The 14047-nt window shown below is 60.8% G+C and carries 9 protein-coding genes; 3 read left to right on the top strand and 6 right to left on the bottom strand.

The annotated features are described in order from the left end of the window. Window positions 1–15: 15 nt before the first annotated feature. Window positions 16–1092 (top strand): efflux RND transporter periplasmic adaptor subunit, encoded by a 1077-nt coding sequence (locus MDHKLMBL_RS06755; protein ID WP_241956185.1) that lies wholly within the window; start codon window positions 16–18, stop codon window positions 1090–1092. After that, window positions 1092–4256, top strand: coding sequence for an efflux RND transporter permease subunit (locus MDHKLMBL_RS06760; RefSeq protein ID WP_104270421.1), 3165 nt, complete (start codon window positions 1092–1094; stop codon window positions 4254–4256). Before MDHKLMBL_RS06755 ends, MDHKLMBL_RS06760 begins: the two co-directional genes overlap by 1 nt. Window positions 4257–4391: 135 nt before the next feature. Here MDHKLMBL_RS06760 and nirD read toward each other — a convergent pair whose 3' ends face one another. The 3 genes from nirD to MDHKLMBL_RS06775 form a co-directional block, all read right to left on the bottom strand. After that, window positions 4392–4760, bottom strand: a complete 369-nt coding sequence (gene nirD / locus MDHKLMBL_RS06765) for a nitrite reductase small subunit NirD (RefSeq protein WP_008176927.1) — start codon at window positions 4758–4760, stop codon at window positions 4392–4394. A gap of 186 nt (window positions 4761–4946) precedes the next feature. After that, on the bottom strand, window positions 4947–7454 hold the full coding sequence (gene nirB, locus MDHKLMBL_RS06770; protein ID WP_104270422.1) for a nitrite reductase large subunit NirB: 2508 nt from the start codon (window positions 7452–7454) through the stop codon (window positions 4947–4949). Between the two features lie 25 nt (window positions 7455–7479). Continuing rightward, window positions 7480–8712, bottom strand: coding sequence for an NAD(P)/FAD-dependent oxidoreductase (locus MDHKLMBL_RS06775; protein WP_167450394.1), 1233 nt, complete (start codon window positions 8710–8712; stop codon window positions 7480–7482). A gap of 384 nt (window positions 8713–9096) precedes the next feature. Here MDHKLMBL_RS06775 and MDHKLMBL_RS06780 point away from each other — a divergent pair, with 384 nt between their 5' ends. Further along, the gene (locus MDHKLMBL_RS06780) at window positions 9097–10392 is read left to right on the top strand and encodes a nitrate- and nitrite sensing domain-containing protein (RefSeq protein ID WP_053113573.1); all 1296 of its coding nucleotides are present in this window, start codon (window positions 9097–9099) and stop codon (window positions 10390–10392) included. A 10-nt stretch (window positions 10393–10402) separates the two neighbouring features. Here MDHKLMBL_RS06780 and MDHKLMBL_RS06785 read toward each other — a convergent pair whose 3' ends face one another. The 3 genes from MDHKLMBL_RS06785 to MDHKLMBL_RS06795 all read right to left on the bottom strand — a co-directional run bounded on the left by MDHKLMBL_RS06785 (window position 10403) and on the right by MDHKLMBL_RS06795 (window position 13840). Next, the gene (locus tag MDHKLMBL_RS06785; protein ID WP_008176934.1) at window positions 10403–11269 is read right to left on the bottom strand and encodes an ABC transporter ATP-binding protein; all 867 of its coding nucleotides are present in this window, start codon (window positions 11267–11269) and stop codon (window positions 10403–10405) included. 153 nt (window positions 11270–11422) lie between these two features. Then, window positions 11423–12430 (bottom strand): ABC transporter permease, encoded by a 1008-nt coding sequence (locus MDHKLMBL_RS06790; protein WP_104270423.1) that lies wholly within the window; start codon window positions 12428–12430, stop codon window positions 11423–11425. Window positions 12431–12457: 27 nt separating this feature from the next. After that, window positions 12458–13840: a CmpA/NrtA family ABC transporter substrate-binding protein gene (locus MDHKLMBL_RS06795; RefSeq protein ID WP_104270424.1), complete on the bottom strand. Its 1383-nt coding sequence runs from the start codon at window positions 13838–13840 to the stop codon at window positions 12458–12460. Between the last annotated feature and the right edge of the window lie 207 nt (window positions 13841–14047).

Consider the following 14047-nt stretch of genomic DNA (forward strand, 5'->3'; position numbering starts at 1 on the left):
CTTGGAGAAAAGGACGTGGCTACCCCCATGAAGAGCCTGCAGGGTGTGGTTCTGTTTGTGTGCAGCCTGTTTCCGGTGCTCACCGCTGCCCAGGACCTGCCTGGTGTTCAGCTGGAAACCGTCTCTTCAGAAGATATCGTTCAGGAAGTGACCCTGAATGGTACGGTGAATGCCCTTCGGGTATCCGGCATGTCGGCGGCGGTTGCCGGCCTGCTGGATGAGGTTCGGGTGGAAACCGGTGATCGTGTTGCCCGGGGCGATGTGTTGGTCGAGCTGGATGACGAATTGGTCACCTGGGAGTTGGCCGCGGCAAGAGCCGAGGCAGAAGAGGCCCGCAGTCGCCTGGAGGAAGCCCGGCGTCGGCTGCGTGAGGCCAGGTCCGTCGGCGCAGGCCGCAATATCGCGGCCACCGAAGTCAGTGCACGGGAAAGTGAAGTGGCCGCCAGTGAAGCGACCCTGGCTCGCCTGGAAGCCGCCCGCCGCCAGGTGGAAGTCCGGGCCGGGCGCCACCGCGTGACCGCGCCCTTCGACGGTGTGGTCAGCCAGCGCTCCCGGGATCTCGGGGAATGGGTTACCCCCGGTGACCAGCTGCTGACCCTGGTGGATACCGACAACCTGCGACTGGATTTCCAGGTACCCCAGTCCTTCTACAAACGCATCGACGACAACAGCCGGCTGCTGGTGCAGGATGACCAGGCACCGAGCAGCGCCACCATCGATGTTCTGGTACCGGTCAACGATCCCCAGTCCAGAACCTTTCTCCTCCGCGCCATCAAGCCCGAATCCGTGAAGCTGCTCCCGGGGATGTCGGTACAGGCGGTACTGCGGGTCACTACCGGTGAACGTGGCCTGACGGTTTCCCGCGATGCCATCAACCGGTATCCCGAAGGACGAACCACCGTGTGGATCGCCGAACCGGGGGATGAAGACACCTGGACCGTGAGCGAAAAGCGGGTGCGCCTTGGCACCGGCTTCGAGGGCCGGGTAGAGGTCACTAGTGGTCTTGAAGCGGACCAGCAGGTGGTGGTCCGTGGCAACGAGTCCCTGAGCGAGGGCATCAGCGTTCGCATTGCCGAACGGGAGAGCCGCTGATGTTTGCCGGCATTATCCGCCACGGCACTCTGGTCACCGTTATTGCCCTGATTGTCGCGATCCTTGGGGCTGCTGCAGCACTGCGGATTCCGGTCCAGATGATTCCGGATCTGGAGGTGCGGACGGTCACGGTGGAAACCAGCTGGCCAGGCGCCACGCCCCAGGACATCGAGAAAGACATCCTGATCGAGCAGGAACGGTTCCTGCGCAATGTTCCGAACCTGAGCCGGATGACCTCCACCGCCTCCAGTGGCGCAGCGGAGATTGAGCTGGAATTTCCGTTCGGGGTGGATATCACCGAGACCCTGATCCAGATTAATAATGCCCTGAGCCAGGTGCCGGATTACCCGAGAAACGTCGATGAGCCGCGTATTGTGGCGGCGTCATTCTCGTCCAACGCGTTCATGTATTTTCGCATCGCCACCCTCGAAGGCAATCCCCGTGAGCTGGACATCGAGCTGATGCGCGATTTCATCGAGGACCGCGTTCGGCCGAGGATGGAGAGCGTACCGGGGGTTTCCGAGGTGACCGTAAGCGGCGGTGCCGACCGGCAGATGCAGGTTATCGTGGACGAAGCTGCCCTGGCCCAGCGTGGCCTGAGCTTGCTCGATCTGCGTGATGCCATTGTCAGCCGCAACCAGGACATTTCCGGCGGCGAAATTGATTCCGGCAAGCGCCGGTATCTGCTGCGCACGGTGGGGCGCTTTGATGATGTTGAATCCCTGGAGCAACTGGTGGTGCGCCGACAGGGTGACAGCGTGGTGCGCCTGGGCGAGGTTGCCCAGGTGCAGCAGGGTCACTCACGGATTAGGGAACTGTCCGTCGTCAATGGCCAGCGGGTGATCGGCCTGCAGGTGCGTCGGGAGAGCGGATCCAACGTTATCGATATCAAGCACGCCATGATGGACGAAGTCGCCGCCATCAACCGCGAAGTGCTGGAACCGGCGGGCATGACCCTGGGCCTGACCGCAGACGATGCCCGGTACGTGGAAGCCTCGGTTGCCAATGTCTGGACCAATCTGGGTATCGGTGCCGCCTTCGCAACCCTGGTGATGTTCCTGTTTCTGAGGTCCGGCCGGGCCACGTTTGCCGGGGTGGTGGGCATACCGCTGTGTGCCATAGCCGCGTTTATCGGGCTGCTGATCACCGGCCGCACCATCAACGTGATCTCTCTGGCCGGTATCGCCTTTGCCATCGGCATGACGGTGGACAACAGCATCGTGGTGCTTGAGAACATCGAGCGACACCGGCGTTTGGGGCTGGACCGTTTCGAATCGGCCCTCAAGGGCGTGCGTGAAGTCTGGCCGGCGGTGCTGGCGTCCACCACCACAACCATCCTGGTGTTCCTGCCGATCCTGTTTATCGAGGAAGAGGCGGGCCAGCTGTATTCCGACGTGGCCATTGCCATCTCTGCTGCCATTCTCGCCTCCATGTTGGTGGCAATCACCATCATACCCACCCTCTGTGCCCGGCTGGATTTCGGCCGCCGGGGCGTGACCACCGATGAATACGGCAACGAAACCTCGGGTCGCTGGAGCGGGGCCGCCATGGGGGCGGTGCGATGGCTGGTGAATGGCATGGTGCGCCGGCTTCTGGTGATGGCAGCCACCGTCGGCTTCAGCCTGTGGGTGATTTTTGTGCTGACCCCTCCCGCCGAATACCTGCCGGAAGGTGAGGAGCCCAAGACCTTTGCCGCCATGTCGGCGCCGCCGGGTTATAACCTGCAGGAGATGGAAGCCATTGCCCGCCAGGTGGAAGACTACTTCCTGCCCCACGTGAACGCGGACGGCCAGGCCTACGCCGCGGGCGAAACCAGCGTGCCGCCCATGGCCTATCTCAACATGCAGGTAACGCCCACCAGGATCCGGATCATCGCCGAGACCCTGAATCCAAGGCACATCGAAGCCCTGATGGACGAGATCACCCGGTTCTATGAACAGTTCCCGGGCATGCGCGCCTTCGCGGCCAAAGGCTCCATCATTTCCAGCAACGACGGCGGCACCCGCAGCATCAACCTGGACATCTCTGGGCCGGATCTGGTGTCGGTCTACGGCGCTGCGAACGCTGCCTATCAGCGCGCCGAGGAAATCTTCGACAACCCCCGCATCCAGAGCCAGCCCTCCACGCTGTCCCTGGCGCAACCGCTGATCCAGATCATGCCCGACTGGGATCGTGCGGCTGAACTGGGTCTGGGAGCAGAAAGTATTGGCTTCACCGTAGCCTCTCTGACCGAGGGCAGCTACGTCGACGATTTCTTCCTGGACGACGAAAAGATCGATATCTATGTCTATGGCAGCGAAGGTCGCAACCCGTCACTGGACAGCCTGCCGGATGTCATGGTGCATACCCCCCAGGGTGCGACCCTGCCCCTGTCCAGCGTGGCTACCATCGAGGAAACCGTGGATACCAGCATGGTCCGCCGGGTGGATGGTCGCCGCACCGTGACCCTGAACGTGATTCCCCCCGATGACGTGCCCCTGGAAGCCGGGGTTGCGCGGGTGCGCACAGAATTACTGCAGTCCATGCGCGACAGCGGCGCGTTGCCCGCGAATGTGGATGTGGATATCTCCGGCGCCAGCGACCAGCTGAACGCCACCCGTGAAGCGCTGACCGGCAATTTCATCATTGCCATTGCCATTGTCTACCTGCTGCTGGTGGCCATCTTCGCGCACTGGGGATTCCCGCTGCTGATCATGACCGCAATACCGCTTGGCGTGGCCGGTGGCATTGTGGGCCTGGCCCTGATGAACCTGGTTGGTGGCCTGCTGCCCATGATCGGCCTCCAGCCTCTGAGGCAGCCCTTTGACATGATTACCATGCTGGGCTTCCTGATACTGATGGGAACCGTGGTGAACAACCCGATCCTGGTGGTGGACCAGGCCCGGCAGAACCTGCGCCAGAAAGGCGTTACCGTAGTACAGGCCGTCACCGCCGCCGTCCAGACCCGCCTGCGCCCGATTGCCATGACCACCCTGACCACCATCTGCGGCCTCTCGCCCCTGGTGTTCCTGCCCGGCGAAGGCACCGAGCTGTATCGGGGCGTGGGCGCCATCGTTCTGTTTGGCCTGCTTGGGGCAGCGATCGTAACCGTGACTTTTCTGCCGTCACTGACCATCTTTGTTCTTGGCTGGCGGGAGCGTTGGCGTCGCTCCAGAGAGGTTTAGCCTCGGAGTATCGCCGTCACGCGCCATGGGAAGTCTTTCTTCCGGGGAAAAGCAACTCGCTTCGCTCAGACATCTTTTCCCCTGCACAAAGACTTCCCATACCACGCGCCGGCTTTCGCCGGCATTGTTAAGGGCCTAGGCCGCGATGGATTCTCGCTGGTTGGCCCGTACTTCCAAGCGGATCTGGTTGCCGTCCAGCAGGACAGGGTAGGTTTTGACCCGCACGGTATCGTCTTCCAGACAGACACCCGTAAGCAGACTGAAATGTTGCTTGTACAACGGCGACGCCACCACCGGCTCCCCTTTCAGATCCCCGGTAATCCCCCGGGCCAGCACATTGGCGCCGCTGAACGGGTCCGTATGGCTGATGGCAAACAACGCCGGCAGCCGATGCGGCAGATAAAACACCGCCACCGGACCTTCTTCGGTCCATACCGCGATGCCAGATTCCGGCACCAGGTCGTCTACGGTGCAAACGGCTTCCCAACGAGTGCGTGGTTTCATTGTGTTTCTCCTATTCCTTGTGCGTTTATTTCAACTGTGCGTTACAAGCGATACCACGGAAGCTTGGTGAGCGAGGTGGTATGGGGGTGCTTTTCTGTCGGGAAAAAGATGTCTGAGCGAAGCGAGTTGTTTTTCCCAGAAGAAAAGCACCCCCATGGCGCCTTGCTCTTCACCAGAACCTAAAGGCTACGCAGACTCCAAAACAGGCCGACGCTGCCCCCGCTCAACCGTCCACTCCTGAACCGGATCGCACTGCGAAGGCGCATTAACAAACTCCCGGAACCGCTTCCGCTTCTCCGGATCCTCGACGGCCGTCTTCCACTCGCACTGGTAGGTCCCAACAATCCCCTCCATGTGCTCCTCCAGCTCAGCGCCGATCCCCAGACTGTCCTCAAGAACCACCTGCTTCAGGTACTCCAGGCCGCCCTCCAGATTTTCCATCCAGACACTGGTGCGCTGCAGCCGGTCGGCCGTGCGCACATAGAACATCACCACCCGGTCAATGGTCCGGATCAGCTCCTCGTCAGACAGATCCGTGGCAAACAGATCGGCGTGGCGGGGCCGCATGCCACCGTTGCCGCAGACATACAGGTTCCAGCCGTTCTCCGTGGCAATCACACCAAAGTCCTTGCTCTGGGCTTCCGCGCATTCCCGGGTACAGCCCGAGACCGCCATCTTCACCTTGTGGGGCGCCCGCAGCCCTTTGTAGCGGTCCTCCAGGCGAATCGCCATGCCCACGCTGTCCTGAACGCCGTAGCGACACCAGGTATTGCCAACGCAGGACTTCACGGTGCGCAGTGACTTGCCATAGGCATGGCCGGTCTCGAACCCGGCAGCAATCAGTTTTTCCCAGATCTCCGGCAACTGGCTCAGGGTGGCGCCGAACAGGTCCACCCGCTGGCCACCGGTGATCTTGGTGTAAAGATCGTATTCCTTCGCCACCTCACCCAGCACAATCAGCTTGTCCGGTGTAATCTCGCCACCGGGGATGCGCGGCACGATGGAATAGGTGCCGTTCTTCTGCATGTTGGCCATGAAGGTGTCGTTGGTGTCCTGAAGCGGCACGTGGTCGGTGGCCAGGATGTGCTCGTTCCAGCAGGTGGCCAGAATCGAGGCCACGGCCGGTTTGCAGATGTCGCAGCCGTGGCCCTTGCCGTGCTGACTGATCAGGGTGCGGAAGGTGCGGATGCCGTTCACCTTCACCAGGTGGAACAACTCCTGGCGACTGTACGGGAAGTGCTCGCACAGATCCTTGCTGACCTCCACGCCGCGTTTTTCCAGCTCACTGTCCACCACGTTCTTGAGCAGGGCGGTGCAGCCGCCGCAGCCCGTGCTGGCCTTGGTTTCGGCCTTGACGCTGCCAAGGTCCGAGCAACCGGCATCAATGGCGCCGCAAATATCGCCCTTGGTCACGTTGTGGCAGGAGCAGATCGAGGCGGTTTCCGGAAGGGCATCCGGGCCCAGGGCCGGCGCGCCGCCCTGGCTCTCCGGCAGGATCAGCGTTTCCGGATTCTCCGGCAGGGTGATGCCATTGAGGGCGTATTGCAGCAGAGTGTCGTAGTGGCTGTTGTCGCCCACCAGAATGGCGCCCAGCAGGGTCTTGCCATCCTCGCTGATCACCATGCGCCGATAGTGGCCGGCCTGTTCATCGTTAAAGCGGATGTTGCGAGCGCCCGGGGTCTGGGCATGGGCGTCGCCGATGGAACCCACGTCTACACCCAGCAATTTGAGCTTGGTGCTCATGTCGGCACCGGTGAAAGCAGTGTCTCGATCGCCGTTCAGGGCGGAAGACAATGTGCGGGCCATGGTGTAGCCGGGGGCCACCAGGCCGAAAATTTTCTGCTCCCAGAGTGCGCACTCGCCAATAGCGTGCACATGGGGGTCCGAGGTGGTGCAGTGGTTGTCGATCACGATGCCGCCGCGCTCGCCGATCTCCAGGCCGCTGGCCCGGGCCAGGGCGTCCTGGGGCCGAATGCCTGCGGAGAAGACGATCAGGTCTGTCTCGAGGAAGGATTCGTCGCTGAAATTCATGCGCAGACGGGCATCCTCGCCCTCGGTGATCGCTGTGGTGGCCTTCTCGGTGTGTACCTGAACGCCCAACTCCTCGATCTTGTGGCGCAGCAGCGCGCCGCCATCGGCATCAAGCTGAACCGGCATCAGCCGGGGCGCAAATTCCACCACGTGGGCTTCCAGTCCGAGGCTCTTGAGCGCATTGGCAGCTTCAAGACCCAGCAGGCCACCGCCTACCACCACGCCCGTGCGGGCACCTTCTGAACTGGCGCGAATGGCATCCAGATCATCCAGGGTCCGGTAAACCAGGCAGTGCGGGCGGTCATTGCCCTTGATAGGGGGTACAAACGGATAGGAGCCGGTGGCCAGCACCAGTTCGTCGTACCGGTAGCTGCCACGGGGCGTTTCCAGAGTGCGATTTTCCCGGTTTATGCCGGTTACCTGTTCGTTCAGGTGCAGTTGAATCCCCTGCTCGGTGTACCACTCCAGGGTACCCATGGCGAGATCGGCATGGCTGGAGCCGCCGAAATACTCGGACAGGTGGACCCGGTCATAGGCCAGCTGTTTTTCCTCGCCGAACACGATGATCTCGAAATCGGCAGCGGCCGGGCTGGCGCAGAATTGTTCCAGGAAGTGATGGCCGACCATGCCGTTGCCGACGACTATCAGGGTTTTCTTGCTCATGGGTCTGTCCTCTTTCCGGAGCGGCTCATGCCGCCGCCTCGCAGTAGTTCTTGCCGAATGCAATGAAGTCCCGGTAGCGGGAAATATCGTCCTGCTGCTGAATGCGCTGGCTGTACCAGGGGCCGTCCCGGGTGTCGCCCAGCAGTACGGCGCCGGTCAGGCGCTGATTGCGGATCAGCAGCCGGCAATAGTGGTTCTGTTCGTGGTCCTGCCAGACCACGGATTCGGTGTCCCCGTCGGGGCTGATCTGTCCGCAGGAGAAAATCGGAACGCCGCTGATCTTCAGGCGGGTTGGTGTATCCACCGGCCGATACTCGGCGTCTGGAGTGTTTCCGCCGAGCACGCCTGCAAGCACCTCGGCCTGCTGGTATCCGGGTTCCACCAGTCCGAAGGTGGTGTTTCCCAACTGACAACACTCACCCAGCGCAGAGACTGCCGGATCGCTGGTGCGTAGCTGCCCGTCCACGAGAATGCCGCGATCGCATTCCAGGCCGGCAGTCCGGGCAAGCTCGGTAGCAGGCGTGATACCGGTGGCGAATAAGACCAGATCCGTGCTGACGAGAGTTTCGTCATCCAGCTGGACGGCCCGGACCATGGAACGCCCGAGCAGGGCTTTGGGAGCCGTTCCGGTGCGAATATTTACGCCCCGCTCTTCCATGTGCTGTTGCAGGAGCTGACCCCCGATTCTGTCCAACTGACGGTTCAGAAGATGGCCGCTGCGGTGCAGCAGGGTGACGGCCATACCACGCTGGCGGAGACCTTCAGCGGCTTCCAGGCCAAGAAAGCCTCCGCCGACGACCACCGCCCGCCGATGGCGGCCAGCAGACTCAATCAGGGTCCTGGTGTCTTCCAGGTCCCGGAAGGTCATGACACCCGGAAGGTCTGCGCCCGGTAGCGCCGGTTTTGCAGGCCGGGATCCGGTGGCCAGCACTAGATGGGTGTAGGGCTGTACCCGACCGGATCCGGTGGTCACCGTCTGATCTTCCCGATTGATGGTGACTACCGGTTCTCCGTTGCAGACTTCAATGCCGTTGTTCCGAAACCACTCGTCCTGCTGCAAGGCCAGAGAAGCTTCGTTTGTTTCACCGGCGAGCAGCAGCGAGAGTTGTATCCGGTTGTAAGCAGCGGATGCTTCGCCGTTGAACACGATGATGCGGGTAAACGGTCTGACTCGCCCACGGCAGAGAGCTTCCAGCAGGCGTTGCGAAACCATGCCGTGCCCGCAGATCACCAGTGTCGATTCAGTGTTTCCTGTCATTTCGCTCGAACCCGTACTTTTCGACCAAACAAAAAAAGCCGGAGCATCTATTCCCGAGGGGAAGTCGATGGTCCGGCGCCAATGCCAACAACAATGATCTGATGGTCCGGCCTGATCCTTGGCCGGGACGTTCGTCCTTACCAATTGCAAAGCGATCTTCGTGCCAGTTCTTCGAACCTTTAAAAATCATACGGTTAGCGTTTTTCAGGGTTGCTATCACCTTTACGAACACTTGAAAACTGCCCTGCGACGGGGCGGATTGCACGGTTTTGGGCCAGATGCGGTGGCGCGGTAATTGCTGCGCACTGGCAAGAGGTTGGTTACGCGAGTGACTGATCTGACCGTGATTGTCGCATTAAAGGCTGTCTGCCTCCGGAGTCTGTTATGAACACCAAACGTGCCGCCGCCTATAAATCGCCATCCGCGGGCGATTACCTGATTGCCTCGAAAAGCTGCGAGTTGATGAACCTCCAGTACTTCTTGCAGATGGGCAAACTGGTCCAGTGCATCAGCAATCTGGTACATGCACTGCAGTGCGAGCGAGGTGCGTCTAACGTGTTTCTTGGTTCTTCCGGCGAAAAGTTTGCCCAGGAGCGAAAACACCTGGTTGCGACGTCGGATCGGCTCCGTTCGGAGTTTGAGCAGGCCCTTGCCGAGATACACCAGGAACTGACGGCGCATCCTGTCAGTAGCCGCCTGCTTAACCAGCTTGCGAGCGCCCTTCACGGCCTTGAGGGCTTGCCCGAACTGCGACGGTGTGTGGTGGCCCGGAAAGTAACTGCGGCCTCTGCCACCGAGGATTACAGTACCCTGATCCACAACCTGATTGCGGTTGTGTTTGAAGCTGCCGATACCGCGGTTGACCCCACCATAGCGGGGCTTCTGGTGGCCATGGTGCACCTGATGAACGGCAAAGAATTCTGTGGACAGGAGCGGGCTGTCGGTTCGGCGGGGTTTTCCAGTGGCCGGTTTGATCGTGCACTGTCAGAGCGCATGGCGCACCTGATTGAGGCGCAGGAGCGCTGTTTCGAGGTGTTTAACAGCTTTGCCGATGAGGGTTCCCTGGACCTGTGGGAAAAACTGCGCGAAAACCCCCGTGAGTCCGAAATTGAAAAACTTCGCCAGCGGGGCACTGCCATCGGTCGTTATAAAGACCTGGATCCGGCCCTGGCCGATGAATGGTTCAGGCTCATGTCTGAGCGGATGGACGAACTCAAAAAGATAGAGGATTCCGTGGAGGGCTGTTTTCATGCCCGTTGCACCGAGCGTTTTGCCGATGCCAGAAACTCGCTGGCCCACCAGGAAACCCTGATTACTTCCCTGGATGCCCAGGAACCGGCTTCTCAACCCATGTTGGTGCTGTGCGATTCCGGAAACGAACAACAGGCCGGTGAGTCCTGGGCCAGCGATGGTATTGGTCAGCAGTTTGGCCGCTCCATCTTCGATCTGGTCCAGGAGCAGACCCGGCGCCTGCAACAGATGACCGATGAACTGCAGAGTGCCAGGGAGGCTCTGGAAGACCGCAAAACCCAGGAAAAAGCCGTGCTACTGCTGATGGAGCATCGCAGGATCAGCAACGACGAAGCTCACCGGGTATTAAGGAAACTGGCCATGGACCAGGGCCGGAAGTTGCCCGAGGTAGCCCGGGCCCTGGTGTCCATGGCGGATGTGCTGAAGTAACCGAAACGTATCACGCCCTGGCGGCCCGGGCCTTCGGTTGCTCACCCTCGGAGGCTTCCGGCTTTCCCGAACGACGTGGCGAGATGTGCTCCAGCTTGCGCTGTTTCTCGTACAGGAAGCGCAAGACCTCCTGCCGGTAATGCACGTATTCCGGGTTATCGGCCAGAGTCACCCGGTTGCGCGGCCGGGGCAGGTCAATGTAGAGATCCTCGCCCACGGTGGCCTCGGGCCCGTTGGTCATCATGATGATCCGGTCTGACAGCAACACCGCCTCGTCCACATCGTGGGTGATCATGATTACCGTGTTGTTCAACTCCTGCTGAATCTCCATCAACGAGTCCTGTAAGTGGGCCCGCGTCAGTGCATCCAGCGCGCCGAACGGTTCGTCCATCAGCAGCACGCTGGGCTTCATGGCCAGGGCACGGGCAATCCCCACCCGCTGGGCCATACCACCCGATACCTCACCCGGTCGCTTGTCCGCCGCATGGGCCATATTCACCAGTTCCAGATTGTGATGAATCCAGTCGCGCCGCTCCTGCTTGCCCATCGATTTTCGAAACACCTGCTGCACTGCCAGCTCGACATTTTCGTACACCGTCAGCCAGGGCATCAGCGCATGGTTCTGAAACACCACCGCACGCTCTGGCCCCGGCGAATTCACCTCATGGCCATCCAGCACACAGCCACCCTTGGTGGCCTGAAGCAGGCCAGCCACAATGTTCAGGACGGTGGACTTGCCACAGCCGGAGTGGCCAATCAGGGAAACAAACTCGCCCTTCTGTATCTTCAGATTAATGTTGTCCAGGGCCACAAATGGCCCCTTCGGCGTATCAAACGCCATCTCGACACCAGTCAGTTCCAAATGTGTTTTACTCATGGAAGTCACCTCTCAATCATGCGGAGCTCCGGGCAGGGGATGCCTCCCGGGACCCTCAAAAACATGGATGTTTTTGCGGAGCGTACATGGATGTATTCACCGCGTGTCCCGGGAGGCATCCCCTGCCCGGTGCGGCATACTCCAAACCAAGGCTCATTCGTTCCAGGCAACCCGGCGCTGAATCAAAAGCATCACCCGATCCAGCACAAACCCGATAAACCCGATAGCCAGAACCGCCACCATGATCCTGCTCAGGGACTGGCTGCTGCCGTTCTGGAATTCATCCCAGACGAATTTGCCCAACCCCGGGCTCTGGGCCAGCATCTCGGCCGCGATCAGCACCATCCAGGCAATGCCCAGCGACACCCGAAGGCCGGTGAAAATCATCGGCACCGAAGAAGGCAACACCACCTTGCGGACATGGGTCCAGAACGACAGCCGCAGCACCCGGGAGACATTCAGCAGATCCGGATTGACCGCGGCCACACCGACGCTGGTATTGATCAACGTGGGCCAGAGACTGCACAGGGTGACCGTGATCATGGAGGTCAGGAACGACTTCTCGAACATCGGGTCGTCGCTCACGTAGGTTGCTGAGACCACCATGGTCACCAGCGGCAACCAGGCCAGCGGTGACACCGGCTTGAACACCTGGATCAGCGGGTTGACCGCCGCCTGGAAGTGCCGGTTCAGGCCCACCACGATGCCCAGGGGCACGGCGATAGCGGTCGCCACGATGAATCCGGCCAGGACCGTAACCAGACTGGTCAGGATCTGGTCGGGAAAGGTGGGGGCACCGGGGTAATTCCGGATCCTGACCTCAGCCTCGGGGTTGTCCGCCAGAATCCGGGCGTTCCGCTCTTCCTGCATGGCAATGAACTTGTCGGCCCGCTCGCGTTGGTTGACGTGCTCCTGCCAGAGTTGCTGCGATTGTTCCCAGACCTGTGCCGGGCCCGGGAAGCTGCCCAGGGAGGTATCCACCTGCGGTGCAGCCAGATGCCAGAAACCGACGAATACCAGAATACCCATCAGTGGCAGCAACATCTGGCGCCCGGTGGCGGCGAGCTGGCCGGGTGTCAGCGACTCACCGAGGGACTTGAGTCTCTGGCCCAGCCATCGCGGCGGCTGGGAGGTGTGTTTGGCCGAAGTGATCGTAGTCATGGTTATCAAACCTCCTTGCAAACCCGGTTACGGGGTTTGCGTACCTTTCAGGCCGATGTCGAAACTGTCGATATAGGCGTTGGGTGTTCGGGGGGTGAAGCCGATACCGTCAATCAGCTCCCCCTGTTGCGGGCGCTGAAAGTTCTCGGCATCGAAGTCCGGAAAATCCGAGGCCTTCAGGGTGCCGTCGGCAATCAGTGAACGAGCTGCCTGCTCGTAGATGTCGGCCCGGTAAACCCTGGCTGCGGTTTCCATGTACCAGTCGTCCGGCTTGGCCTCGGGGATCTGGCCCCACCGGCGCATCTGGGTGAGATACCAGATGGCATCAGACGGATAGGGGTAGGTGGCGTGATACCGGAAGAAGACATTGAAGTCCGGAACCTCGCGAATGTCGCCTTTTTCATACTCGAAGGTGCCGGTCATGGAGTTGGCGATCACCGCCTTATCGGCACCCACGTAGCTGGGCCGGGCCAGGATTTTTACGGCCTCGTCCCGGTTGGCGTTGTTGTTCTCATCCAGCCAGTGGGCGGCCCGAATCATGGCGCGCAAAAGTCGCAGGTGGGTGTTGGGATAGTCTTCGGCCCACTGCCGGGTAACCCCAAAGACCTTTTCCGGGTTATTCGGCCAGATTTCGTAATCGGTGATCACCGGCACGCCGATGCCCATGAAAACCGCTTGCTGATTCCACGGCTCACCCACGCAGTAGCCCTGGATGGTGCCCGCCTCCATGGTGGCGGGCATCTGCGGCGGCGGAGTTACGGACAGATGCACGTCGGCTTCCAGGGTGCCGCTGGTGTCGCCGCGCTGGGGCGCGTAGTAGCCGGGATTCAGGCCACCGGCCGCCAGCCAGTAGCGAAGCTCGTAATTATGGGTGGACACGGGAAACACCATGCCCATCCGGAACCGTTCGCCCCGATCCCGGGCTGCTTCCACGACCGGCCGCAGCGCGCTGGCGCTAATGGGATGTTCGGGCCTGCCGTCGACATTGTCGGGGATGTGCTGGCTCATGGTGTCCCAGACATCGTTTGAAACCGTAATGCCATTGCCGTTCAGGTCCATGCTGAAGGCCGTGATGATATCGGCCCGGGTGCCGTAGCCGATGGAGGCGCCAAGAGGCTGGCCAGCGAGCATATGGGCGCCATCCAGTTCTCCGGTGATGACCCGGTCCAGCAGCACCTTCCAGTTCGCCTGCGCTTCAAGTTCCACGAAAAGGCCTTCGTCCATAAAGAAGCCCTGTTCCCAGGCAATCGCCAGGGGCGCCATATCGGTCAGCTTGATAAAGCCGAGCTTGAGGTCCGGCTTCTCGGCCGGACCAATTTCCGCGTGAGTCCCCGTGCTGACTGTCCAGAAGGTGGCTGTTAGCAGAATTCGAGTGAGCCAGCGGGCGGTTCTTCGTGTGAGCGTGTACATGGATATACCTCATTCTGTGTGGCCCAAACGCAAAAACGCCCGCTCTCCGTTGCCGGAAAGCAGGCGCCTGTGCCTGGGGATCAGTTTTCTGTTGAGTCGTAACGCGCGTTTCTGTTTTTAGTCTTGCATGGCCCGTGCCATATCGGCTGGTCTAAATAAAACAACGAGTTAGAAGAGTTCTTCGAGGAGGCGGCAGGTATGGTGAGC

The organism is Marinobacter flavimaris (genome assembly GCF_002933295.1).
GTDB lineage: Bacteria > Pseudomonadota > Gammaproteobacteria > Pseudomonadales > Oleiphilaceae > Marinobacter > Marinobacter flavimaris.

Excerpts from the sequence above, each read along its gene's own strand:
- MDHKLMBL_RS06775 (WP_167450394.1), bottom strand. The coding sequence starts at position 8,712 with ATGACAGGAAACACTGAATCGACACTGGTGATCTGCGGGCACGGCATG.
- MDHKLMBL_RS06795 (WP_104270424.1), bottom strand. The coding sequence starts at position 13,840 with ATGTACACGCTCACACGAAGAACCGCCCGCTGGCTCACTCGAATTCTG.
- nirB (WP_104270422.1), bottom strand. The coding sequence starts at position 7,454 with ATGAGCAAGAAAACCCTGATAGTCGTCGGCAACGGCATGGTCGGCCAT.
- MDHKLMBL_RS06790 (WP_104270423.1), bottom strand. The coding sequence starts at position 12,430 with ATGACTACGATCACTTCGGCCAAACACACCTCCCAGCCGCCGCGATGG.
- nirD (WP_008176927.1), bottom strand. The coding sequence starts at position 4,760 with ATGAAACCACGCACTCGTTGGGAAGCCGTTTGCACCGTAGACGACCTG.
- MDHKLMBL_RS06780 (WP_053113573.1), top strand. The coding sequence starts at position 9,097 with ATGAACACCAAACGTGCCGCCGCCTATAAATCGCCATCCGCGGGCGAT.
- MDHKLMBL_RS06785 (WP_008176934.1), bottom strand. The coding sequence starts at position 11,269 with ATGAGTAAAACACATTTGGAACTGACTGGTGTCGAGATGGCGTTTGAT.
- MDHKLMBL_RS06760 (WP_104270421.1), top strand. The coding sequence starts at position 1,092 with ATGTTTGCCGGCATTATCCGCCACGGCACTCTGGTCACCGTTATTGCC.